Source organism: Nocardia puris (genome assembly GCF_003315035.1).
GTDB classification, from domain to species: domain Bacteria; phylum Actinomycetota; class Actinomycetes; order Mycobacteriales; family Mycobacteriaceae; genus Nocardia; species Nocardia puris.
On the sequence record NZ_QNRE01000001.1, the window covers coordinates 461,925 to 484,157 of the forward strand.

At 71.2% G+C, this 22,233-nt stretch carries 22 protein-coding genes; 10 read left to right on the top strand and 12 right to left on the bottom strand.

Annotated features, from left to right (window positions below):
- Nucleotides 1-360: 360 nt before the first annotated feature.
- Together DFR74_RS02105 and DFR74_RS02110 are read left to right on the top strand one after the other, a co-directional pair.
- The gene (locus DFR74_RS02105; protein WP_067504388.1) at nucleotides 361-1,020 is read left to right on the top strand and encodes an SIMPL domain-containing protein; all 660 of its coding nucleotides are present in this window, start codon (nucleotides 361-363) and stop codon (nucleotides 1,018-1,020) included.
- A 106-nt stretch (nucleotides 1,021-1,126) separates the two neighbouring features.
- The gene (locus DFR74_RS02110; RefSeq protein WP_067504392.1) at nucleotides 1,127-1,714 is read left to right on the top strand and encodes a TIGR03086 family metal-binding protein; all 588 of its coding nucleotides are present in this window, start codon (nucleotides 1,127-1,129) and stop codon (nucleotides 1,712-1,714) included.
- A 188-nt stretch (nucleotides 1,715-1,902) separates the two neighbouring features.
- On the opposite strand, the gene DFR74_RS36920 is transcribed toward DFR74_RS02110, so the two are convergent.
- Together DFR74_RS36920 and DFR74_RS02125 are read right to left on the bottom strand one after the other, a co-directional pair.
- Nucleotides 1,903-3,507: a class I SAM-dependent RNA methyltransferase gene (locus DFR74_RS36920; protein WP_084537362.1), complete on the bottom strand. Its 1,605-nt coding sequence runs from the start codon at nucleotides 3,505-3,507 to the stop codon at nucleotides 1,903-1,905.
- A 55-nt stretch (nucleotides 3,508-3,562) separates the two neighbouring features.
- Nucleotides 3,563-5,551, bottom strand: a complete 1,989-nt coding sequence (locus tag DFR74_RS02125; protein ID WP_067504395.1) for an APC family permease — start codon at nucleotides 5,549-5,551, stop codon at nucleotides 3,563-3,565.
- 179 nt (nucleotides 5,552-5,730) lie between these two features.
- Between DFR74_RS02125 and DFR74_RS02130 the strand changes: the two genes are divergently transcribed.
- Nucleotides 5,731-6,396 carry a potassium channel family protein gene (locus tag DFR74_RS02130; RefSeq protein WP_067504398.1) on the top strand — a complete coding sequence of 222 codons (666 nt, stop codon included), beginning with the start codon at nucleotides 5,731-5,733 and terminating at the stop codon, nucleotides 6,394-6,396.
- A 10-nt stretch (nucleotides 6,397-6,406) separates the two neighbouring features.
- Nucleotides 6,407-7,078, top strand: a complete 672-nt coding sequence (locus tag DFR74_RS02135) for a potassium channel family protein (RefSeq protein WP_067504401.1) — start codon at nucleotides 6,407-6,409, stop codon at nucleotides 7,076-7,078.
- Nucleotides 7,079-7,113: 35 nt separating this feature from the next.
- On the opposite strand, the gene DFR74_RS02140 is transcribed toward DFR74_RS02135, so the two are convergent.
- The 3 genes from DFR74_RS02140 to DFR74_RS02150 form a co-directional block, all read right to left on the bottom strand.
- On the bottom strand, nucleotides 7,114-7,746 hold the full coding sequence (locus DFR74_RS02140) for a sigma-70 family RNA polymerase sigma factor (protein ID WP_084537363.1): 633 nt from the start codon (nucleotides 7,744-7,746) through the stop codon (nucleotides 7,114-7,116).
- 136 nt (nucleotides 7,747-7,882) lie between these two features.
- A complete protein-coding gene (locus DFR74_RS02145) occupies nucleotides 7,883-8,461 on the bottom strand; it encodes a DUF3159 domain-containing protein (protein ID WP_067504569.1) in 579 nt (192 codons plus the stop codon).
- A gap of 203 nt (nucleotides 8,462-8,664) precedes the next feature.
- Nucleotides 8,665-9,042 carry an OB-fold nucleic acid binding domain-containing protein gene (locus DFR74_RS02150; protein ID WP_067504403.1) on the bottom strand — a complete coding sequence of 126 codons (378 nt, stop codon included), beginning with the start codon at nucleotides 9,040-9,042 and terminating at the stop codon, nucleotides 8,665-8,667.
- 74 nt (nucleotides 9,043-9,116) lie between these two features.
- Between DFR74_RS02150 and DFR74_RS02155 the strand changes: the two genes are divergently transcribed.
- Nucleotides 9,117-9,836: an alpha/beta hydrolase gene (locus DFR74_RS02155; RefSeq protein WP_232331646.1), complete on the top strand. Its 720-nt coding sequence runs from the start codon at nucleotides 9,117-9,119 to the stop codon at nucleotides 9,834-9,836.
- A gap of 76 nt (nucleotides 9,837-9,912) precedes the next feature.
- Here DFR74_RS02155 and DFR74_RS02160 read toward each other — a convergent pair whose 3' ends face one another.
- On the bottom strand, nucleotides 9,913-10,776 hold the full coding sequence (locus DFR74_RS02160; RefSeq protein ID WP_067504405.1) for a DUF3710 domain-containing protein: 864 nt from the start codon (nucleotides 10,774-10,776) through the stop codon (nucleotides 9,913-9,915).
- Nucleotides 10,777-10,784: 8 nt separating this feature from the next.
- Nucleotides 10,785-11,282, bottom strand: coding sequence for a dUTP diphosphatase (dut, locus tag DFR74_RS02165; RefSeq protein ID WP_067504407.1), 498 nt, complete (start codon nucleotides 11,280-11,282; stop codon nucleotides 10,785-10,787).
- 86 nt (nucleotides 11,283-11,368) lie between these two features.
- On the opposite strand from dut, the gene DFR74_RS02170 reads away from it, so the two are divergent.
- Nucleotides 11,369-11,881, top strand: coding sequence for a DUF3093 domain-containing protein (locus DFR74_RS02170; RefSeq protein WP_067504575.1), 513 nt, complete (start codon nucleotides 11,369-11,371; stop codon nucleotides 11,879-11,881).
- 56 nt (nucleotides 11,882-11,937) lie between these two features.
- Here the strand turns inward: DFR74_RS02170 and DFR74_RS02175 are convergent, their stop codons facing one another.
- The gene (locus tag DFR74_RS02175; protein WP_067504411.1) at nucleotides 11,938-12,240 is read right to left on the bottom strand and encodes a DUF4193 domain-containing protein; all 303 of its coding nucleotides are present in this window, start codon (nucleotides 12,238-12,240) and stop codon (nucleotides 11,938-11,940) included.
- Between the two features lie 377 nt (nucleotides 12,241-12,617).
- On the opposite strand from DFR74_RS02175, the gene cei reads away from it, so the two are divergent.
- Entirely contained in the window at nucleotides 12,618-13,295 is a 678-nt protein-coding gene (gene cei, locus DFR74_RS02180; protein WP_067504578.1) for an envelope integrity protein Cei, read from the top strand.
- 4 nt (nucleotides 13,296-13,299) lie between these two features.
- Here the strand turns inward: cei and DFR74_RS02185 are convergent, their stop codons facing one another.
- The gene (locus DFR74_RS02185; protein ID WP_067504415.1) at nucleotides 13,300-14,199 is read right to left on the bottom strand and encodes an inositol monophosphatase family protein; all 900 of its coding nucleotides are present in this window, start codon (nucleotides 14,197-14,199) and stop codon (nucleotides 13,300-13,302) included.
- A gap of 237 nt (nucleotides 14,200-14,436) precedes the next feature.
- Between DFR74_RS02185 and ppgK the strand changes: the two genes are divergently transcribed.
- The 3 genes from ppgK to DFR74_RS02200 all read left to right on the top strand — a co-directional run bounded on the left by ppgK (nucleotide 14,437) and on the right by DFR74_RS02200 (nucleotide 17,946).
- Complete coding sequence (ppgK, locus tag DFR74_RS02190; RefSeq protein ID WP_067504418.1) at nucleotides 14,437-15,195, top strand: polyphosphate--glucose phosphotransferase; 759 nt, start codon at nucleotides 14,437-14,439, stop codon at nucleotides 15,193-15,195.
- 235 nt (nucleotides 15,196-15,430) lie between these two features.
- Nucleotides 15,431-16,798 (top strand): RNA polymerase sigma factor, encoded by a 1,368-nt coding sequence (locus DFR74_RS02195; RefSeq protein ID WP_067504421.1) that lies wholly within the window; start codon nucleotides 15,431-15,433, stop codon nucleotides 16,796-16,798.
- Between the two features lie 266 nt (nucleotides 16,799-17,064).
- A complete protein-coding gene (locus DFR74_RS02200) occupies nucleotides 17,065-17,946 on the top strand; it encodes an MHYT domain-containing protein (RefSeq protein ID WP_067504424.1) in 882 nt (293 codons plus the stop codon).
- Between the two features lie 309 nt (nucleotides 17,947-18,255).
- On the opposite strand, the gene eutC is transcribed toward DFR74_RS02200, so the two are convergent.
- The 3 genes from eutC to eat form a co-directional block, all read right to left on the bottom strand.
- Complete coding sequence (gene eutC / locus DFR74_RS02205) at nucleotides 18,256-19,059, bottom strand: ethanolamine ammonia-lyase subunit EutC (protein ID WP_067504426.1); 804 nt, start codon at nucleotides 19,057-19,059, stop codon at nucleotides 18,256-18,258.
- Between the two features lie 268 nt (nucleotides 19,060-19,327).
- Nucleotides 19,328-20,743, bottom strand: a complete 1,416-nt coding sequence (locus tag DFR74_RS02210) for an ethanolamine ammonia-lyase subunit EutB (RefSeq protein ID WP_067504430.1) — start codon at nucleotides 20,741-20,743, stop codon at nucleotides 19,328-19,330.
- Nucleotides 20,740-22,164 (bottom strand): ethanolamine permease, encoded by a 1,425-nt coding sequence (gene eat / locus DFR74_RS02215; RefSeq protein ID WP_067504433.1) that lies wholly within the window; start codon nucleotides 22,162-22,164, stop codon nucleotides 20,740-20,742. Before eat ends, DFR74_RS02210 begins: the two co-directional genes overlap by 4 nt.
- Between the last annotated feature and the right edge of the window lie 69 nt (nucleotides 22,165-22,233).

Genomic DNA, 22,233 nt, shown 5'->3' on the forward strand with positions numbered 1-22,233 from the left:
GCACGCGCGCCGACAATGACAACATCGCGCGGTGGCTGCACCGGCCGCCGCCGCGATACGTACGACACCGTCTCGATCGCCTGTATCCAAGGCCGGGCACCGGAAAGACCTTGCGGCACAGGCGTATTGCCGAACACGCTGGTCAAGGGTACCGGAGGAGCCCACGCCCGATCTCGGGCGGCGGCACGACGCAGCCGACACGAGCTGAGGAGTCCGACAACGCCTCACCAAGTTGGACGCGGCGCGTCGATCGAGAACGCACGACCGTGGCACGTGAGCAAGCGAACGACGAGGGGACGATCATCGTCGGGTAGCCGTTGAAGGATGGGACCGATCGAATCCGAGACAAGAGGTGACGTAATGGGCAAGAAGGTCGACGGGGTGGTGACGACGTTCGGGGCGGGGAGCGTGCGGGAGAAGCCGGATCTGATGCGGGTGACGTTGTCGGTGGAGTCGCGGGCCAGCACGGTGGCGATCGCCTACGGGCGGGCCGGGGAGCGGGTGGCGGCGGTGACGGCGTCGTTGCGCGGGAACGGCGTGGGGGACACCGACATCGCGACCGGTGGGTTGTCGGTGCGCAGCGAGACGGTGTGGACGGAGGGGCAGGGGAATCGGGTGACGGGGTACGTGGCGACGTCGGATCTGGTGATCGCATTGCGCGATCTGGCGGGCGATCCGGGGCCCGCCGACATCCTCGCGCGGGCCGTGGAAGCCGGCGGTGACGATGTGCGGCTGGGCGGGCTCACCCTCACCTTCGCCGATCAGGCCGACCTGCTCGCCCGCGCCCGCGACGCGGCCTGGGACGACGCGCTCGGCCGCGCGCGCCGCTACGCCGAACGCGCCGGACGCACCCTCGGCGAGGTGCTGGAGATCACCGAGAACACCGCCGCCGCACCGTCTTTCGCGCCGAAGATGCGCGCCATGGCCGCGCCGATCGCCGAATACGGCGGCTCGGTGCAGGTGGAACTCGGCGAATCGGAGGTGAACGCCACCCTGCGCGCCACTTGGCGCCTGGAGTGATCTGCGACCGCTGCCGCGAAACAGGGTGAGAAGAGTTCGGCGCACCACTGGAACGGAATGCTTCATTCCGCTACAGTGGTGTCAACGCCGAACGAAGGAGCACATCATGACGCAGCACACCTGGCCCCTGCTGGACGCCGCGCACGACGCCCTGCGCACCACCGTCGCCGGGGTACGCGCGGACCAGTGGGCCGCGCCCACACCCTGCTCGGAGTGGAATGTCACGCAGGTCGTGCAGCATTCCGCGGGCGATCAGCTCGGATTCGCCGCCTTCCTCACCGGCGGGCCGGGCCCCGAGGAGGATCCCTTCGCCCCGTCGGGCACGCTGTCCGGCGACCCGGTCGCCCTCGTCGAGAAGGCGGTGAGTGCCGCCGCCGACGCGTTCGGCACCGTTTCCCCCGACGCCACCGAAATTCCCGTCCCGGTCCCGCCGAACTCCATGCCGCCCGCGCTGGGCGTCGCCGCCTGCGCGCTCGACGCCGCCGTGCACGCCTGGGACATCGCCCTGGCCACCGGCCAGCCCTCGCCCCTCACCCCGGAGATGTCGCGCGAATTGCTCGACGCGGCACGCCAGTTCGTCGAGCCGCTGCGCGCCTACGGCGTCTACGCCCCGGCCGACGAGGTGGCCCCGAACGAGGACCCCACCACCGCCCTGCTGCGCTACCTCGGCCGCAACCCGGCCTGGAGCGCCTGAGCGTCTCGGCGATCGCCGCCGCGACGTGGGTCGCGAGCGTTCGCCGCCATGGCCGTCACCAGGCAGCTCTGGCGACGCGCCCGGTCATAGCGCACCCGCGAATTCCCGGCGGCCACGGCCGATCGTGGCGGGGGCAGGATGTTCGGCCGGCCACGGCCGATACCAAGATCCGGTGAAGCCCGCCCCGCTCAGCGTTCGAGCAGGGCCAGGCACTCGACGTGGTGGGTGGAGGGAAAGGCGTCGAAGGCGCGTAGGGCGGACAGGCGGTACCCGGCCTCGATGTAGAGGGCGAGGTCGCGGGCGAAAGAGGCCGGGTCGCAACCGATGTGGACGATGCGATCGGGGGCGGCCGCCGTGAGGGCGGTGATCACGTCGCGGCCCGCGCCCGCCCGGGGCGGGTCGAGGACGACGGCGTCCGGCGTGACGGTGTGGGCGCCGATCCAGCGTTCGACACGGTCGGCGCGCAGGTCCACCCAGGGAAGGTCGCGCAGGGCGGCGTGACCGTCGGCGACGGCGGGGCGGGCCGATTCGACGGCCAGCACCGCGCCCGTCCGGCCGACCGCTTCGGCCAAGCGCGCCGCGAAAACGCCCGCGCCGCTGTAGAGATCCCAGGCGCGCGCGCCCGGTGACAGTCCGGCCCAGTCGGCGACCACGTCCGAATAGCACTGGGCGGCAAGACGATGCGCCTGCCAGAAGCCTGTCGAGGAGACCTCCCAGCGGCGGCCCGCCACGTACTCGACGGCACGGCCGGTGCCTTCGATCACGTACTCGACGCGATCGGCGTGCGCGGCGGCCCGGCGCGCCATCGCCTGGCGGCGGCTCGGCACCCCTTCTCCCCCACCGGGTTCCGGCACCGAGCCGCCGCTCGCCGATCCGCTGTCGAAGGGCGCGGCAAGCGGCTCATCGCCGCGACGCTCGCCTCCGGGACGGTCCCGCCGACCGGGTCCCGCCGGGAATCCCTCCGCCCTGCCCGGACGCGAGCCACCGGCGCGCCCGGAGCCAGAATCCCCGGCCCCACGCCCGCTGGACCCGGGACGCTCACCATCGGCCCCGCCGCGCCCACGACCGCCGTGCCCCGCACTCCCACGATCAGCACTACCGCGCCCACGACGGTCCTCCGCCGCACGCCCAGCCCTACCGCCCCCACGACCTGAACGACCGCCCCGCCCACCGGTTTCGGCGGGCGCGACCTCCACCACATGGCGCACGCCGTCCCCGTCGACCGTCACCACCAGGTCCGCGCCCGGTGTCCACAGCCGGTCGGCCAGCCCGTCCATCGCGCGCGGAACAGGTTGCGGGCAGCGCAGATCCGGGATCACCGACGCGCTCCGATACCGGTGCATCCCGGCCCGGCCCTCGGCGTCGACGGGCAGCCGGACCCGGGTGCGCCAGCCCGTCGACGCGTCGGCGGGGTATCCGGCCACCGGCTCCACCACGACCTCGCGCTCGATACGCGTCACCCGCCGCAGCTGTTCCTCGACCACCGCCGCCTTCAGCGCCCGCTGCGCCGCCGGGGTGGCGTGCGCGAAATCGCAGCACCCCGCTCCTCCGGGCCCCGACACCGGACACGTCGAGGGCACCCGGTCGACCGACGCTTCCAGGATCTCCACGGCGTCGGCGCGGCAGAACGATCCGCCGCGATCCTCGGTCACCAGCGCCCGCACCAGTTCGCCGGGCAGTCCGTGCCGCACGAACACCACCCGGCCCTCGTGCCTGCCGACGCAGAACCCGCCGTGCCCCGGCGGGCCGAGGCGAATCTCGAAAGTTCTTCCGTACCAAGAAGTTCCGCTCACAGCGTCACCTCACTGCCGAGCCCGCTCACAGCCGCGCCGCGACAACCGTCCCCGCTCACTGCCGGTCCTCGTACCCGCGCCGGAACGCACCGGGCGCGTTCATCACACCGGCCTGCTTCGCCCGCGCCGACGAACTCAACTGCCACGGCACGCTCGTCACCATCACGCCCGGCTCGAACAGCAACCGCCCCTTCAAGCGCAGCGCGCTCTGGTTGTGCAGCACCTGTTCCCACCAGTGCCCCACCACGTACTCGGGGATGAACACGGTCACCACATCGCGCGGCGCGTCGCGGCGCACCCGCTTGACGTAGTCCAGTACCGGCTTGGTGACCTCCCGATACGGCGATTCGATCACCTTGAGCGGCACCGTGATATCGCTGCGCTCCCACTCCCGCACCAGCGCCCTGGTGTCGGCGTCGTCCACGTTCACCGTGATCGCCTCGAGCGTGTCGGGGCGGGTGGCGCGGGCGTAGGCGAGGGCGCGACGGGTGGGCAGGTGCAGTTTGGAGACCAGCACGATCGAATGGGTGCGGCTGGGCAGCACACCGTCCCACTCGTACTCGTCGAGCTCCCTGGCCACCGAATCGTAGTGGCGGCGAATCATCTTCATCACCACGAAGATCGACACCATCGTCAGGATGGCGATCCACGCGCCCGCGAAGAACTTGGTCACCAGCACGATCACCAGCACCGCGCCGGTGGCGGTCAGGCCGACGGCGTTGATCACCCGCGAGCGCTTCATCCTGGCCCGCTGCGCCGGATCGGTCTCGGTGCGCAGCGCGCGCGTCCAGTGCCGCAGCATGCCGGTCTGGCTGAGCACGAACGAGACGAACACCCCGACGATGTAGAGCTGGATGAGCTGGGTCACTTCGGCGCCGAACACCACCACGAACGCGATCGCCGCGCCGGACAGGAACAGGATGCCGTTGCTGAACGCCAACCGGTCGCCGCGCGTGTGCAGCTGACGTGGCAGATAGCGGTCCTGCGCCAGCACCGAACCCAGCACCGGGAAGCCGTTGAACGCGGTGTTGGCGGCCAGCACGAGGATCAGCGCCGTGACGATCGTGATGAAGAAGAACCCGGCCGGGAAGCCCTGGAACACCGTCTCCGCGAGCTGCGCGATGAGTGTCTTCTGGTGGTAGTCCTGCGGCGCCCCGATCAGGTGGTCGGTGTCGTGCGCGTAGACGATGCCGACCTTCTGGGCCAGCACGATGATGCCCATCAGCAGCGTGATGGAGATCGCGCCGAGCATCAGCAGCGTGGTCGCGGCGTTGCGCGACTTGGGTTTCCGGAAGGCGGGCACCCCGTTGCTGATCGCCTCCACACCGGTCAGCGCCGCGCAGCCCGAGGAGAACGCCCGCGCCACCAGGAACGCGAGCGCGATGCCGTAGAGGTAGCTGTCCTCGGCCTCCAGCTGGAACCCGGCCGACTCCGCCGTGAGCTCCTCCCCCAGCACCATCGTGCGGAACAGGCCCCAGCCCAGCATCGCGAACATGCCGATCATGAACGCGTAGGTCGGCACCGCGAACGCGGCGCCCGATTCGCGGATGCCGCGCAAGTTGATCGCGGTGAGCAACGCGATGGCCACCACCGCGAACAACACCTTGTGCGTGTTGACGAACGGGATCGCCGAGCCGATGTTGGACGCGGCCGCCGAGATCGACACCGCCACAGTCAGGACGTAGTCGACCAGGAGCGCGCTGCCGACGGTGAGCCCGGCGGTGGGTCCCAGGTTCTTGGTCGCGACCTCGTAATCACCGCCGCCCGACGGGTAGGCGTGGACGTTCTGCCGGTAGCTGGCCACCACGACCGCCATGACGAAGGCGACCGCGACGCCCACCCACGGCGCGTACAGGTAGGCCGAGACGCCGCCCACCGACAGCATGAGGAAGATCTCCTCCGGCGCGTAGGCGACCGAGGACAGCGCGTCGGAGGCGAACACCGGCAGCGCGATTCGCTTCGGCAGCAGGGTGTGGCCGAGCGAATCGCTACGGAACGGCCGGCCGAGCAGCAACCGCTTGGCTGCCGTCGTCATCTTGGACACTGGAGCGAGCATAGATCCCTCGTGGCCCGATCGCGCCGGGGGTTGGACCGGTGGCGTGCCACATTCGGGTTTGCCCTCGCGGCCGACGGGGAAAATGGGCCATGGGCGCGTGTGGCGAGTACGGTTGCGCCCACAGGCCGCGGCGCGTCCGCCACGGTGTCCAAGAGCGAGGTTGCACGGTGTACGTAGTGGTCATGGGGTGCGGGCGGGTCGGCTCGTCACTGGCGCGCGCCCTGGTCCGGGTCGGTCACGAGGTGACCGTCATCGACCGGGACGAGGGCGCGTTTCTGCGTCTGGGCGCGGACTTCCCCGGCGAGCGGGTGCTGGGCGTCGGCTTCGACCGGGATGTGCTGACCCGCGCGGGAATCGAGCGCGCCGACGCGTTCGCCGCCGTCTCCTCCGGCGACAACTCCAACATCATCTCCGCGCGCGTGGCGCGCGAGACCTTCGGCGTGGAGCGGGTGGTCGCCCGCATCTACGACGCCAAGCGCGCCGCCGTCTACGAGCGGCTCGGCATCCCCACCATCGCCACCGTGCCGTGGACCACCGACCGCTTCCTGCGCACCCTCATCGGCGACACCAGCACCACCACCTGGCGCGACCCCACCGGCACCATGGCCGTCGCGCAGCTGGCGCTGCACGAGGACTGGTACGGGCGCACCGTGCGCGATCTGGAACAGGCCGTTTCGGTGCGCGTCGCGTTCATCCTGCGGTTCGGGCAGGGCGTGGTGCCCGACAGCAAGACCATCGTCCAGGCCGACGATGTCGTCTACGTGGCGACGAGTTCGGGCAGCGTGGGCGAGGCCGTCGCGCTGGCCGCCAAACCGCCGGCCCCCGAGGACTGAGGGACACGTCATGAATGTCGCCATCGCCGGGGCGGGCGCGGTCGGCCGCTCCATCGCCAGGGAACTGCTGCGCGGCGGGCACCGCGTGATGCTGCTCGAACGCCAGCTCGCCCACATCGACCCCGAATCGGTCCCCGGCGCGCAGTGGGTGCACGCGGACGCGTGCGAGCTCGCGCTGCTCGAGGAGGCGGGTCTGGAGTCGTTCGAGGTGGTCATCGCCGCCACCGGCGACGACAAGGCCAACCTGGTGCACAGCCTGCTGGCCAAGACCGAGTTCGGCGTGCGCCGCGTGGTCGCCCGGGTCAACGACCCGCGCAACGAATGGCTCTTCGACGCCTCCTGGGGCGTGGACGTGGCGGTGTCCACGCCCCGCCTGCTGGCCTCGCTGGTCGAGGAAGCCGTGTCGGTCGGTGACCTGGTGCGGCTCATGACCCTGCGGCAGGGACAGGCCAATCTGGTGGAGATCACGCTGCCCGCCGACACGGCCCTGGCGGGCAAGCCGGTCCGCACGCTCACTCTGCCGCGCGACGCCGCCCTGGTGACGATCCTGCGCGGCGGCCGGGTGATCGTGCCGCAGCCCGACGACCCGTTCGAGGGCGAGGACGAGCTGCTGTTCGTGACCTCCGTGGAGGCCGAAGAGGATCTGCGCCTGGCGCTCGCGCCCCACGACATCCAGCCATAACTCCCCGATACGGCTCGGCTGTCGCGACGGGGCGTTCAGGCCGCGGGCTGCAACTGCGCGCGCAGCTTGTTGAGCGCGCGATGCTGCATCACCCGCACCACGCCGGGGCTGGTGCCGATCGCCTCCGCGGTCTGCGCGGCCGACCAGCCGAGCACGATCCGCATCACCAGCACCTCGCGGTGCGCCGGGGTGAGCACCTTCATCAGTTCCCTGGTGGCGGCGCGCCGCTCCAGCGCCAGCGCCCACTCCTCCGGGCCCGCCGCGGTGGACGCCATATCGGGCACCTCGGAGACGGGGTAGGTGGGGTGCTGCTGGGACCGGCGGAACGCGTCGGCCACCTTGTTCGCGGCGATGCCGTAGACGAAGGCGAGGAACGATTTGCCCTGGTCGCGGTAGCGCGGGATCGAGTTGACGGTGGCGAGCAGGATCTCCTGCACCACATCGTCGGCGGTGACCTGCAGGTGCGCGGTGTTGCCCATGCGCGCGCCGCAGTAGCGGCGCACCAGCGGGTGCACCAACCGCACGATCTCGGAGATCGCGCGCTTGTCGCCGGCGGCGGCGGGGCCGATCAGCTGCTCGAGTTCGGCGGCGACCCGCCTGCTCTCCGACAGGGCGGGGCTGGAATGGGCGTGGGTGCGAGAAGTCGCGGTCTTGTGCTCGGTAGCCACTCTCCGAGTCCTTTCGGCGAACGTTGCGTTTTTGGTGTCGACAACGATCGTCCGTCGAACGGGACCCGGCGACCAGACACCCAAGGGTGGGTAGTGGTCCACCTCCGCGGTGGACCGGGCCCCACCTTTCCCGGGGTCAGGACTTGGATTTGGCGGGCAGGTGCCCGGCGCGGCGCACCGCCCAGATGGTGACCGCGAACGCGACCGCGGTGAGCGGCCAGCCCATGCCGATGCGTGCCACGGCCAGCCAGCCGGTGCGGTCGGTCTCGTAGAGCTCGGACTGCACCAGGTAGCGCGAGGCGAACACCAGCACCCAGGCCACGGTCGCGATGTCGTAGAGCCGGATCGCGCGGCGATCGGTGCGCCACGAGGAGCCGTGCCCGTTGAGCGCGCCCCAGATCACGCCCACCAGCGGCCAGCGCACCAGGATCGAGAGCAGGAACACACCGCCGTAGACGAGGCTGGTGTAGATGCCGAACAGGAAGAAGCCCTTGGCCTCCCCCATCCGGTAGGCGATGAACGCGCAGATGCCGACGCCGATGAACCCGGAGATGGCGGGCTGGACCGGTTCGCGCCGCACCAGGCGCAGGATCAGGATCGCGGCGGCGACGCCGAGCGCGGCCCAGATCGCCGCGGTCAGGTCGAACAGGGTGTTGACGGGGACGAACACGACCACCGGGACGGTCGAGTAGATCAGGCCGCTGAAGCCGCCCATCTGCTCGAGCAGGGTCTGTTCGGCCTTCGCCTCGCGGGCATCGGGCCCGGGATGGTCGTCGTCGGGCCGGGGCCCGGAGCCGTGGTCGGGTGGTAGCCCGGTGCCGTCGTCGGGCCGTAGCCCGTCGGCGTCGGCGCTCGGCCGTGCGGTATCGGTCGGCGTTCCGAGGTCGGCGCCGTTATCGTGGCTCGATGGCATGCGTGTCAGCTGTTCCCGCGCAATTCGTAGTAGGGGTTGAACATCACCTTGCGGCCGTCCCGATCACCGATCCGGCCGCGGACCAGGATGCGCCGCCCCGGCTCGATGCCGGGGATGCGCCGACGGCCGATCCACACCAGGGTGATGGCATCGGTGCCGTCGAAGAATTCCGCCTGAACACTGGCGCCCGCCGATTTCGAACAGGCCTCGACACTGCGCAGACGGCCCAGCATCGTGGCCTCGTCACCGCGGCGGCATTCCGACACCGGGCGAGCGCCCGACGCCTCCGCGGTCTCGGCGAGCTCCTCGGCATCGAGCTGGTCGATGTCCTCGGTCAGCCTGCGGCCCAGACGTCGAAAATACCCTGAGGCTGCGGATGGCATGGCACGCTCTCCTGCTAGATGGCCTTACACCGCCACTGTAGATGTCGGCGACGGGCCCCGCTACGCTCGGCCCGGTGATCGAGTACCCAGATCGGGCGGGCCGCACACGGCCGGTCGCGACCCAGGTCGTCGCCCTGCCCGGCACCGGCTCCGACGCGCATTTCGCGGGGCGCGCGTTCGGGCCCGCGGCGGCGGCGCGCGGGCTGACGCTGCGGGCGGTCGACCCCGATCCGCGGGCGGTCGTCGCCAGTTGCCGGGCGGCCCTGGACGACGCGGCGCGGCACGGTCCGCTGGTGGTGGCCGGAATCTCATTGGGCGCCGCGATAGCAGTGGAATGGGCTGCGTCACACCCGGATTCGGTGGCGGGCGTGGTCGCGGCGCTGCCCGCGTGGACCGGGCCCGACACCGCCGACTGCCCCGCCGCGTTGAGCGCGGCGGTGACCGCCGAGCAGTTGCGCGCCGACGGACTCGAGGCGGTCGAGGCGCGGATGCGCGCGAGCAGCCCGGCCTGGCTCGCGGACGCGCTGACCCGGTCGTGGCGCTCCCAGTGGCCGCATCTGCCCGACGCGCTGGAGGAGGCCGCCGGATACAAGTGGCCCGGCACCGATCTGCTCGCCGCCGTGGCCACCCCGGTCGCCGTCGTGACGGCGGTCGACGACCCCGTGCATCCGTTCGACGTCGCGCGCGAGTGGGCGGCGGCGCTCCCGCACGCGCGGCTGCACCGCATCACCCTCGACGAACTCGGCGCGGACCCGGCGATCCTGGGACACACCGGATTCCCCGACTTCGACTGAGCCCACTGCGAGCCCGCCATTCACGAACACCGAATCCGCGCCACGGCTGCTCGGGCAACCGTTGGGCGGATTCCGGCTAGTTCAATCCCAACTGCTGCATGGCCGAGCCCTCGACACCGCGGCGCGGTCCCTCGGGCAGGGGCTGCGGCCGCACCGGCTGGGGCGCGGCCTGCGCTTGCGCCTGCGCGGCGGCCGCGGCCTGGGCGGCCACCTGCTGCTGTTGCTGCTGCTGGACCTGCGCCTGATGCGCGGCGGCCAGCTGCTCGGCGAGCTGCTGGGGCAGCACCACCGGCAGCGGATCGCGCACGGGCAGCGGATCGGTGCCGCGCCGGATCACGGTCTCGCCGAGGATGGCGCGCGCCGCGGTGACCAGCGGGGTGCCGTCGTCGGCGGCGCCGCGCGGGCCCGCCGCGACCAGGCGCACCATCCAGCGGTAGCCGTCGACACCGATGAAGCGCAGATCGGCGCCCTCGGTGATGGCCAGCAGCTCGCGGCCCCACGGACCGGTCTCGATGGCCACCCGCGCGCCGTCCTTGCGCAGCGACTCGGCCAGATCGGCGGCCACCAGCCGCCACTGGCCGGGCGATTTGGGGGCGGCGTAGGCGGCCACCGTGAGCCTGCCGTGCTCGGTGGCCAGGTGCACCGCCTGCGGGGTGCCGTCGGGGGTCATCTCGACCTGCAACTGCCCGCCCGGCGGCACCGGCAGGATCACCGACCCCAGATCCAGCCGCTGGTCGGCGACCGCCTCCAGCAGTTCGGCCACGTCCTCGTAGTCGTAAGGGCCGGTCGGCGGCGCCTCGGCGTCCACCTCGGCCGCGGGGGCGTAGGCGGGCTCTTCGTCGTAGTCCGCCTCGTCCTCGTCGTAGTCGTACTCGTCGCCGTATTCGTCGAACCGGTCGTCGTCGAATTCGTCGGACTGCTTCTTCTTTTTCCCGAACATTCCTCGCCTCACGCCTCCCCGCCGGTCGCCCGGCCCGCCTCGGTCCCCGCGCCCAGACTGGCGTGCCCGCCGCTGGACCCGTAACCACCCGCACCCCGTGTCGTCTCGTCGAGCCGGTCGACCTCCACGAAGTCGACCAGTTCCACCCGCTGCACCAGCAGCTGCGCGATCCGGTCGCCACGGCGCAGTTCGATGCGCGTGCGCGGATCATGATTGATGAGGCACACCTTGATCTCGCCCCGGTAGCCCGCGTCCACGGTGCCCGGGGTGTTCACCACCGAGAGACCGGTCTTGGCGGCCAGGCCCGACCGGGGATGGATCAGCCCCACCGTGCCGACCGGCAGCGCCACGGCCACACCGGTGCCGACGAGCACGCGCTCGCCCGGCTCCAGGATGACGTCCTCGGTGGTGCACAGGTCCACGCCCGCGTCGCCCGCGTGGGCGCGCGTCGGCACGGGAATGCCGGGATCCAGCCGCAGCAGGGGTATCGGTGAAAGTGCGCTCACAGTGCACGAGAGTACGCGTACCTGGCGTCGGGCTTCGCGGTCGGCTGGCCTACTGTGGAAACGTGTCGGACCAGCCCAACCCCGCCGTGACGGACAACGAGAAACCGGGTCGTGACCGCCCGGGCGCGCCCGCGCGGCCGCGGTATCGCGAACGCCTGTGGGTGCCGCTGTGGTGGTGGCCGATCGGCTTCGGCATCGCGGGCCTGCTGGCCGCCGAGATCCACATGGGCGCGCCGGGGCTGCGCGCCTGGTTGCCGTACGCGCTGCTGTTCCCGATCCCGGTGTGGGTGCTGCTGTGGTTCAGCCGCCACCGCGTGGAGGTCACCGACGACGGCGCGGGCACGCCGGAACTGCGCGCCGACCGCGCGCATCTGCCCGTGAATTTCGTCGCTCGCGCGACGGTGGTTCCCCCCTCCGCGAAGAGTGCGGCCCTCGGCCGCCAATTGGACCCGGCCGCCTATGTCCAACATCGGCCCTGGGTCGGCCCCATGGTGTTGCTCGTTCTCGATGATCCGGACGATCCGACGCCGTACTGGCTGGTCAGTACCCGTCATCCGGAAAAGGTCCTGGCCGCGCTCGGGCTGCCGAGCGCGGGCTGAGTTGTGTCATCGGGCCGGACCGGCTGGTCCGGCCGTGTGCGCGCGGTCGCGCGGGCTCAGGCGGCGCAGTCCATGCAGATGAGCTGCCCGCCCGCCTCGCTGGCCAGTCGGCTGCGATGGTGCACGAGGAAACAGCTCGAGCAGGTGAATTCGTCGGCCTGCTTGGGAATCACCCGGACCGACAGCACCTCCTCGGACAGGTCGGCGCCGGGAAGCTCGAACGACTCCGCGGTATCGGATTCGTCGACATCCACGACGGCGGACTGCGCCTCGTTACGACGAGCCTTCAGCTCCTCCAGCGAGTCCTCCGACACATCGTCGGTTTCGGTGCGCCTCGGTGCGTCATAGTCGGTTGCCATGTCGTCTTCCCCTCGTCCTTACTCCGTATATCCCGGACCGGCTGTTGTCGCTCCGATTCCGCGCCGGAATCGGGGTGACCGCACCGCCCCGCCGGTGGTGCACATCACACGTGCACCGTTCACCTATCGGGTGGGATCGCCGTGATCCACTCCCGACAGCGCTCGGTAAACGCAGGACATGCCCTTCTTGTTCCCGCGACCGACCACCGTATTCGCCGCCGGCGATTCGATCTGGGCCGCCAGACAATAGCGGACGGCGCGCGAAAAGTCGCAATCAAAACACAGATGAGTCGAAAACGACGGGGAATCGACACCGAGCGATCAACTCACCGAGACCTTCCGCACCGGCTCGCGCGGACTTTCGTAGAGTGTGGCTCGTGGTTTCCCTGATCACCGAAGGCAGTGCGACGGACCCCCAGGGCCGTCCGTACCCACGCCGCCGCCCCCAGCCCTGGCTCGTCATGATGGCCGTCATGGCGGTGATCTGTGCCATCGTCTGGGTGCGCGCGCTGACGACGGAGGACGCGGATACCACTGCGATGGCGTGCAATTCGCCGAGCCCCGCCGCCGAGCCGGGCGCCGCGCCCGCGCCTGCGCTGGGCCAGCGCGTCGGTTCGGGTCGGCTCGAGGACGTGCAGCCCGCGCGCCTGACCGACAGCCGGGTGCGCGTGCTCAACGCCAACAATCAGCGCGGCCAGGCCGCGCACGTCGCCGCGCAGCTCGGCGATCTCGGTTTCGCGAGTGCGCCCGACACCCAGATCGGCAACGATCCGATATACGTCAACGGCGATCTCGAGTGCACCGGCCAGATCCGTTTCGGCGTGAACGGGCGCCCGGCCGCGGCGGCCGTGCAGCTGGTGGTGCCGTGCGCCGAGCTGATCGAGGATCAGCGCGAGGACGACGTGGTGGAACTGGTGCTGGGCTCGCTGTTCCGCGACATCCAGCCCAGCAACGACGCCGAAGAGGTGCTGCGCGCCCTCAAGAACGCCCCCGCCGGCGAGAACGCCGCGATCGACGTGGACCTGCTCGAGGCCGCGCGCACCGCCCGCTGCTAGCCGCTCAGCGGTCCGGGATCGGGTCGGTCGCGCCCACCGCGGCGAGCAGCGCCCCGAGTTCGGCCGCGATGCCGGGCGCGGCCGCCACGACCAGCTCCCCCCGCTCGCCCGTGGAGGTCGCGGGCGGCAGGGTGAGCAGCGCGCCCGCCTCCGCGGCGATCAGCGCACCCGCACCCCAGTCCCACGCGTTGAGCCCGTGCTCGAAATAGGCGTCGACACGCCCGGCGGCCACGTGGCAGAAATCGAGCGCGGCGGCGCCGAAGCGGCGGATATCGCGCACCCGGGGCAACACTTCGGCGATCAGCGCGGCCTGGCGGGTGCGGCGGTGCGCGCCGTAGCCGAACCCCGTCGCCACCAGTGACATGGCCACCTCGTCGGCCGCGGAACAGCGCAGCGTGTCGACCACCCCGTCGGCGGTGACCGAGGTCGCGCCGAGCCCCAGGCCCGCGCTGTAGGTGACGGCGCGCGCCACGTCCACCACCGCGCCCGCCACCGGCCTGCCGCCGCGCAGGGCCGCGACCGACACCGCGTAGCCGGGAATGCCGTACAGGAAGTTCACCGTGCCGTCGATCGGGTCGACCACCCAGTGCACGGCGTCGTCGCCGGTGAGGCTGCCGCCGCCTTCCTCGCCGACGATCGGATCGCCGGGACGATGCTCGGCGAGCAGGTCGCGGATGAGTTGCTCGCTCTCGGTGTCCACCACGGTCACCGGGTCGGTGGCGTGGGCCTTGCTGCGCACCGCGCCGTCGGCCCGCTCCCCCGCCGGGCCGAACACCTCGGGGCGGCGGGCGCGGACGTGCTCGGCGGCGCGTTCGGCGAGGTCGATCGCGACGCGGCGCAACTCGGCGGCGTCGGCGGGGGTCTCGGGGGCGGCTTCGGCTACGGGAGTCCTGGATTCGGGCACGACTCCATCGCATCACAGATCGGCGGGCGCGCGCAGCGGCCGGGGCGCCGCGCGGCGCGGGTGCGACGGCGATCACGGCCGTGCGCGCACGCCGGGACGGACCCGACTACTCTTGTCGTGCACGACACAGCGCCGTCGTCGGGCACCCTTTCGCACGCCCGGAGCCGCGGCGCGCGGGTTCCGGTGCGACGGGTGCTGCTTTCCACATCGGCCAGCTATGGGAACGAGGGGTTAGCCATGTCCGCTCGGGGGCACGCGTTCGGTATCGATATCGGTGGCAGCGGGGTGAAGGGCGCCGCGGTGGATCTGGCCACCGGCGAGCTGCTCCACGAGCGGATCAAGATCGCCACACCGCGCCCGTCCACCCCGCAGGCGGTCGCCGAGGCGGTCGCGAAACTGGTCGCCGAGGCGGAGTGGTCCGGCCCGGTCGGGCTGACCGTGCCCGCCGTGGTGCTGGGCGGGGTGGTGCGCACCGCCGCCAATATCGACAAGGGTTGGATCGGCACCGACGCCCGCGCGCTGTTCTCCGGCGCGCTGGGCGGGCGGGAGGTCACCGTCCTCAACGACGCCGACGCGGCCGGTCTGGCCGAGGACCGCTATGGCGCGGCAAAGGATTTCGACGGGCTGGTGCTGCTGCTGACCTTCGGCACCGGCATCGGGTCGGCGCTGATCCACAACGGCACGCTGGTGCCCAACAGCGAACTCGGCCACCTCGAGGTGGGCGGCATGGAGACCGAGCACCGCGCCGCGGCCTCGATCAAGGATCGCGACGGGCTCAGCTATCCGCAGTGGGCCGCGGCGGTCTCCACGGTGCTCATCGGCCTGGAGAACCTGTTCTGGCCGAAGGTGATCGTGGCGGGCGGCGGCATCAGCCGCGACGCCGACCAGTGGATTCCATTGCTCGGCAACCGAACTCCGGTGGTGCCCGCGCACCTGCGGAACACGGCGGGCATCGTGGGCGCGGCCATGGCCATCGACTCCGGCCTCGCGCCGTGAATCGTTTGCCGCGCGGATGCCGGGGTACTGCCCTCCGTATGCGCGCCGGGGCGACCGGCCGCGCCGCAACTGGGCATCGTGCCGTGAGTACCCTGGTTGGATCGTTACAATGGAACACGCCCGGCGGCACGCCGGAGACACCCGACCGGCGCTGCGCCGGTGAAACCCGACAGACCGCTCCGCCGGAACACCACTCTGGCGTGACGCCGCACGAGACCGTCACGAAAGGGCGTACGTGGTAGCCACGACCCGTCAGACCGCCGAATCGGCCGATGCCGACCCCACAGATGTAACCGCAGCACGGCCGGTCCGCAAGGCTGCCGCGAAGAAGGCTCCGGCCAAGAAGGCCGCCGCCAAGAAGGCGCCCGCGAAGAAGGCCGCGGCGAAGAAGGCGCCCGCCAAGAAGGCCGCCACCAAGAAGGCAGGCCCCGACGGCGAGCCCGGTGCCGACGAGGCCATCGAGGACGAGGCCATCGATCTGGAGGATCTCGACGACCTCGAGGTCGACGAGGGCGATCTCGCCGAGGACGCGGAACTGGTCGAGGAGACCACCGAGACCGAGGAGGCCGAAGCCGAGGGCACCGAGGAGCCCACGGCCGCCGACAAGGCCTCCGGCGACTTCGTCTGGGACGAGGAGGAGTCCGAGGCGCTGCGCCAGGCCCGCAAGGACGCCGAGCTCACCGCCTCGGCCGACTCGGTCCGCGCCTACCTCAAGCAGATCGGCAAGGTCGCGCTGCTCAACGCCGAGGAGGAGGTCGAGCTCGCCAAGCGCATCGAGGCCGGCCTGTACGCGGCGGAGAAGATGCGCGAGTTCGCCGAGGCGGGCGAGAAGCTGCCGGTGGCGACCCGCCGCGACTTCAACTGGATCATCCGCGACGGCAACCGCGCCAAGAACCACCTGCTCGAGGCGAACCTGCGCCTGGTGGTGTCGCTGGCCAAGCGCTACACCGGCCGCGGCATGGCGTTCCTGGACCTGATCCAGGAGGGCAACCTGGGCCTGATCCGCGCGGTGGAGAAGTTCGACTACACCAAGGGCTACAAGTTCTCCACGTACGCCACCTGGTGGATCCGGCAGGCCATCACCCGCGCCATGGCCGACCAGGCCCGCACCATCCGCATCCCGGTGCACATGGTGGAGGTCATCAACAAGCTCGGCCGCATCCAGCGCGAGCTGCTCCAGGACCTGGGCCGCGAGCCCACGCCGGAGGAGCTGGCCAAGGAAATGGACATCACGCCGGAGAAGGTCCTCGAGATCCAGCAGTACGCCCGCGAGCCGATCTCGCTGGACCAGACCATCGGCGACGAGGGCGACAGCCAGCTCGGCGATTTCATCGAGGATTCCGAGGCCGTGGTCGCGGTCGACGCGGTGAGCTTCACGCTGCTGCAGGATCAGCTGCAGTCGGTGCTGGAGACGCTGTCCGAGCGCGAGGCGGGCGTGGTGCGGCTGCGCTTCGGCCTCACCGACGGCCAGCCGCGCACCCTGGACGAGATCGGTCAGGTGTACGGGGTCACCCGTGAGCGCATCCGCCAGATCGAGTCCAAGACCATGAGCAAGCTGCGCCACCCCAGCCGCTCGCAGGTGCTGCGCGACTACCTCGACTAGAACCGAGGCTTCCGGGCCCGTATCCCCTTGCGGCGCTTGCCATTACCGGCAGCGCGAGGGGACATGGGCCCGGTGTCGTTTCCGGCGCGGGCCGAGTGTCGTTCGTCGGGCCGCGTACAGCCGCGCGGCGATGCCGTTGTGAAGTGATCCAGAACACTCCCGCCCGAACGGATTTCGCCCCCGGGACGAACGCGCCTGTCGTACAGTCTGAATCGCAAGTTTTTCACCTCGCCGGGCGGTCTCGGCCCGGTCCCTGGGGTTGCACGTTGCTCGACATCCACCACTTCAGCTACGGGTGGCTGACGCCGCTGCTGGCCTACCTCATGTCCTTCACCGGTTCGCTGCTCGGATTGCAGTGCGCCGCCCGCGCCCGCACCGGCTCGAACCGCGTGGGCTGGCTGCTCCTGGCCGCGCTCGCGCTCGGCGGCACCGGCATCTGGGTCATGCACTTCATCGGCATGCTGGGTTTCTCCATCGCCGGGGTGGAGATCCGCTACGACGTGCCGCTCACGCTGGTGAGCGCCGTCACCGCGATCGTGGTGGTCGGCATCGGCCTGTTCGTCGTGGTGAGGCCGCGCCCGACGGTCACGGCGCTGCTGAGCGGCGGCACGGTGACCGGTCTGGGCGTCGCGACGATGCACTACACCGGCATGGTCGCGCTGCGCTCGCACGCCACGATCGGCTATTCGGCGCCCCTGGTGGCGCTGTCCGTGGCGATCGCGGTGGTGGCGGCCACGGCGGCGCTGTGGTTCACGGTGCGCGTCCAGCGTTTCCTCGCCACGGTCGGCGCCGCGCTCATCATGGCGGCGGCGGTGTGCGGTATGCACTACACCGGTATGGCGTCCATGCATGCCGAACACGGCGGCGGGCACGACGAGCCGGTGGGCGGGGCCGGCGCGATGGAACTGCTGGCGCCGTTGATCGTCGGCATCAGCATCGTCACCATGCTGGTCCTCATCGCGGTGAGCCTCACCGCCATCGAACGCGACGATCCCCCACCGCCCCGCCCTCGTCCCTACCGTCCCGCCGCCGACGACATCGCGAATCTGCCGCTCCCCGAACGGGAACCGGCCTCGGTGGGCGCGGTCGTGGTGCCGCTGCGCAGCACGCCCTACTGGCCGACCACCGACGACGTGTCACGCCGCTGACGGTCGGCCCCTCCCGATGCGCGGACCGGACGCGGTCATGGCGCAGAGGTGGACATGCGCTGCCGTTGGCTCTCGCGCCGCCGACCATGAGCTTGCGCCGGTGACGAATTCGGCCGGACCCGTCAGTGCGGGCGTCGGCTGGGCCGGCTCGTTCGTCACACACCAGGCGAGGTCGTCGGGACCGGCCGGTGAGCGCGTTCCCTCTCGTGTGCCCCGCCCGGAGCCCGACCGGACCGGGCGGCGAAGGCCCCACCGCACGTTCCGGGCGTCGGGCCGAGACCAGGCGAATTACCCTGGACCGCCTCGGTTTCACTCACCGATCGGCGCAGCCGACCCGCCATCGAGCTCCGTGCGGGAGGTGTCCTTGAGGTCGACGCCCGAGCGGCCGAGGGTGCGGGCGCCGGTGATCAGGCTCGCGAGGACCTTCGCGGCCTCGGTGTAGCCGAGGCCTTCGGGCGGGTGGATATTGGAGACGCAGTTGCGGTCGGCGTCGGTGCGGCCGGGGCGCGGCAGGTGGGTGAGGTACAGGCCCAGGCTGTCGGCGACGGAGAGGCCGGGGCGCTCGCCGATGAGCACCACGACCGTGGTGACGCCCAGGGCCGCGCCGACATGGTCGCCCAGCGCCACCCTCGCCTGGGTCGCGATCACCGGCGGTGCGAGGGTGAGATGCCCGGCGAGTTCGGCGGCCAGCGCGGCCAGGGTCGCGGGGCCGTGGTCTGCCAGGGCGCGGGGCGAAAGACCGTCCGCCAGAACGAATCCCACATCGGCGCCGCTGTGCGGAACCGCGCGCAGATCGTCCGGCAGGCGCCCGAGGTCCGGGCGGCGCAGGTACTCCGCCCGCTCACCCGCGCGGCTGCGCACGTGCACCGGCTCCCCCAGGCCGACCTCGGCGACGCGGGCGGCGAGGTCGGGCACGTCCAAGGGCAGGTGCACCGCGTCGCGCGCGGCGGCGTGCGCGGCACGGAACTCGAGCACACGGCGCGTGGGCAACGCGTCGCCCGTGCGGCCGAGCCCGATCCGCGCCTGGGTCGTGCGCCGCAGCTCGCGCCAGAATTCCTGGGCGGCAACGTCTTCCACGGCGCTCGCGCCGATCACCCTTATCCCGTCGCTCATCTCGTCGTCTCCCTGCCTCCGATGCGCGTTCGACGCCACGTCGGCCTCTCCGATCCGGCACTCCACTCGCTCACCCAACCGCCTCCTTGCACCACACCGTCGGGCAACACGCGCGACCGCGGCGGTCGAGTATCGGATTGCGAAGGTTCATGACTGCACCACCGCACCGTCCGGCACCACCCGCGCCCCTCCGAGACGCGGCGCGAGCGCCACTCGCCCCGGATATCTACCGAGCTTGATTCGCCTGCCCAAAAACGCATTCCGCCTCTCATCCCGCCAAGGCGCGCAGCGGTGAGGCCAGGGGCGGCACGGCGCGCAGGCGCCCGGACGGGTCGAGCATGCCGAGACCCGCGAGCCACGACTCGAATTCGGGGGCGGGCCGCAGGCCGAGCACCTGACGGGCGTAGAGGGCGTCGTGGAAGCTCAGGCTCTGGTAGCCGAGCATCACGTCGTCGGCGCCCGGCACCGCGATGACGAACGCGCAACCCGCCGCGCCCAGCAACGTCAGCAGGGTGTCCATGTCGTCGGAGTCGGCCTCGGCGTGGTTGGTGTAGCAGACGTCGACGCCCATGGGCAGGCCGAGCAGCTTCCCGCAGAAGTGGTCCTCGAGGCCCGCGCGGATGATCTGCTTACCGTCGTAGAGGTATTCGGGGCCGATGAACCCGACGACCGTGTTGACCAACAGCGGGTCCAGCGCCCGCGCCACCGCGTAGGCGCGCGCCTCCAGGGTCTGCTGGTCGACGGGGCGGCCGCCGGTACCTCGGTGCGCGTCCGCCGAGAGCGCCGACCCTTGCCCGGTCTCCAGGTACATCACGTTGTCGCCCACCGTGCCGCGCCCGAGCGAGCGCCCGGCCTCGTTCGCCTCGCGCAACAGCGAAAGGTCCACGCCGAAGGCGGAATTCGCGCCCTCCGTGCCCGCGACGGACTGGAACACCAGGTCCACCGGCGCGCCCGCCTCGATCAGCCCCAGCGTGGTCGTCACGTGCGCGAGCACACAGGACTGGGCCGGGATGTCGAACCGGGTGCGCACCTCGTCCAGCAGGTGCAGCAGATCCGCGGTGGCCCTGGGGGAATCGGTGGCCGGGTTGATGCCGATCACCGCGTCGCCACAGCCGAGCAGCAGTCCGTCCAGCACCGCCGCCGCGATCCCGCGCGGATCGTCGGTGGGGTGGTTGGGCTGCAACCTCGTCGCCAACCGGCCAGGGAGGCCGATCGTCGTGCGGAACGCGGCGGTCACCTCGGCGGCCTTCGCCACCGCGATGAGATCCTGGTTGCGCATCAGTTTGCTCACGGCCGCCACCATTTCCGGCGTCAACCCCGGCGCGACGGCGCGCAATGTCGCGGCGGGGGCCGCGCCACCGTCCCCCGCCGCGACGGCCAGCAACCAGTCTCGCAACCCCCCGACGGTGAGATGCGAGATCGGTTGGAAGGCAACGCGATCGTGGGTGTCGATGATGAGCCGGGTGACCTCGTCGGTCTCGTACGGCACCACCGGATCGCGCAGGAACGCGGTCAGCGGCACCTCCGCCAGCGCCCACTGCGCGGCGGCGCGTTCGGCGTCGGTGGCGGCGGCGCAGCCCGCCAGCTGGTCGCCGCTGCGCAACGGCGTCGCCTTGGCGAGCAGATCGACCAGGCCGTCGAACGAATAGCTGACGCCCCGCAACCGCTGGGTGTAGCGGGTCATTCCAGCTCCTCCTCGGCCTTCGCGAGGAGGGCGAACTCCTCGTCGGGCGAGGCGGCCACCAGCCGGTGCCTGCTGTACACCGCGAAGTACAGCAGGAACGCGCAGAACGCGGCGAACGTCCAGCCCGCCGCGACCGGGTCGACCAGGAAGGTCGCCACCACCGCGACGCAGGCGATCACCAGCGCGAATCCCGTGGTGGCGATGCCGCCCGGCGTGCGGTAAGGCCGGTGCATACCGGGCTCGCGCACACGAAGCACGATGTGGCTCACCATCATCAGCACGTAGCTCACCGCCGCGCCGAATACGGCCATGTTCAGCAGCATCGCGCCCTGCCCGGTGAGCGACAGCCCGAAACCGATCACGCCGGGCACGATCAGCGCGAGCACCGGCGCCTTGCGCGAGTTGGTCACCGACAGGCTGGTCGGCAGGTAGCCGGCCCGCGAGAGCGCGAACGTCTGGCGCGAGTACGCGTAGACGATGGAGAAGAAGCTCGCGATCAGCCCGGCCAGGCCGATGTAGTTCACCACCCGCGCCGCGCCATCGTCGCCCAGCGCCTCCACCAGCGGGTTACCGGATGTCGAGATGGCTTCCGCGCCAAGGGCTCCCGTGGCCAGGAACAGCACCACCACACCCGTGCCCATCAGCACGAGCATGCTGATGAGAATGCCCTTGGGCACGTTCTTCTCCGGATCGCGCGCTTCCTCGGCGGCCAGCGGCACACCTTCGACGGCGAGGAAGAACCAGATCGCGAACGGCACCGCCGCCCAGATGCCCATCACGCCGAACGGCAGGAACTCCGAACTGCCGACCGCCTCGGGGTCGGCGGGGATATCGGTGAGATTCGCGAGATCGAAACGGCCCCAGGCGGACACGGCGAAGATCAGCAGGCCGACCAGCGCGATGGCCGTGATCACGAACATCGCCTTGAGCGCCTCCCCCGCCCCGCTCAGGTGGATGCCGATGAACAGCGCGTAGACCGCGAGATACACCCACCAGCCGTCGGTGATGCCGAACAGATTCAGCGATTCCACGTAGGCGCCGATGAACGTGGCGATGGCGGCCGGCGCGATCGCGTATTCGAGCAGAACGGCGGTGCCGGTGGCGAATCCGCCCCAGGGGCCCAGGGCGCGGCGCGCGAAGGTGTAGCCGCCGCCCGCGGCGGGCAGCGCCGCCGAGAGCTCCGCCATGCCGAGCACCATCGCCAGGTACATCGCGGCGATGACGACGGTCGCGATGAGCAACCCGCCGAACCCGCCCTCCCCGATGCCGAAGTTCCAGCCGGAATAGTCGCCGGAGATCACGTAACTCACGCCGAGCCCGGCGAGCAGCACCCAGCCCGCGGACCCGGAACGCAGGGTCCGCTTCGCCAAATAGTCGTCGGGGACGTCGTCCCCGGTGGTCTTCGCCGCGTCGATCGCCATGGTTCGCGCACTCCTCGGGCCGTGTACTGGTCGGTGGCCCGATTGTTGAGAGCGAATATTGCCCGGGTG

Excerpts from the sequence above, each read along its gene's own strand:
- DFR74_RS02105 (WP_067504388.1), top strand. The coding sequence starts at position 361 with ATGGGCAAGAAGGTCGACGGGGTGGTGACGACGTTCGGGGCGGGGAGC.
- DFR74_RS02110 (WP_067504392.1), top strand. The coding sequence starts at position 1,127 with ATGACGCAGCACACCTGGCCCCTGCTGGACGCCGCGCACGACGCCCTG.
- DFR74_RS02135 (WP_067504401.1), top strand. The coding sequence starts at position 6,407 with ATGAATGTCGCCATCGCCGGGGCGGGCGCGGTCGGCCGCTCCATCGCC.
- DFR74_RS02145 (WP_067504569.1), bottom strand. The coding sequence starts at position 8,461 with ATGGGCGGCTTCAGCGGCCTGATCTACTCGACCGTCCCGGTGGTCGTG.
- DFR74_RS02150 (WP_067504403.1), bottom strand. The coding sequence starts at position 9,042 with ATGCCATCCGCAGCCTCAGGGTATTTTCGACGTCTGGGCCGCAGGCTG.
- DFR74_RS02160 (WP_067504405.1), bottom strand. The coding sequence starts at position 10,776 with ATGTTCGGGAAAAAGAAGAAGCAGTCCGACGAATTCGACGACGACCGG.
- DFR74_RS02175 (WP_067504411.1), bottom strand. The coding sequence starts at position 12,240 with ATGGCAACCGACTATGACGCACCGAGGCGCACCGAAACCGACGATGTG.
- ppgK (WP_067504418.1), top strand. The coding sequence starts at position 14,437 with ATGTCCGCTCGGGGGCACGCGTTCGGTATCGATATCGGTGGCAGCGGG.
- eutC (WP_067504426.1), bottom strand. The coding sequence starts at position 19,059 with ATGAGCGACGGGATAAGGGTGATCGGCGCGAGCGCCGTGGAAGACGTT.
- DFR74_RS02210 (WP_067504430.1), bottom strand. The coding sequence starts at position 20,743 with ATGACCCGCTACACCCAGCGGTTGCGGGGCGTCAGCTATTCGTTCGAC.
- eat (WP_067504433.1), bottom strand. The coding sequence starts at position 22,164 with ATGGCGATCGACGCGGCGAAGACCACCGGGGACGACGTCCCCGACGAC.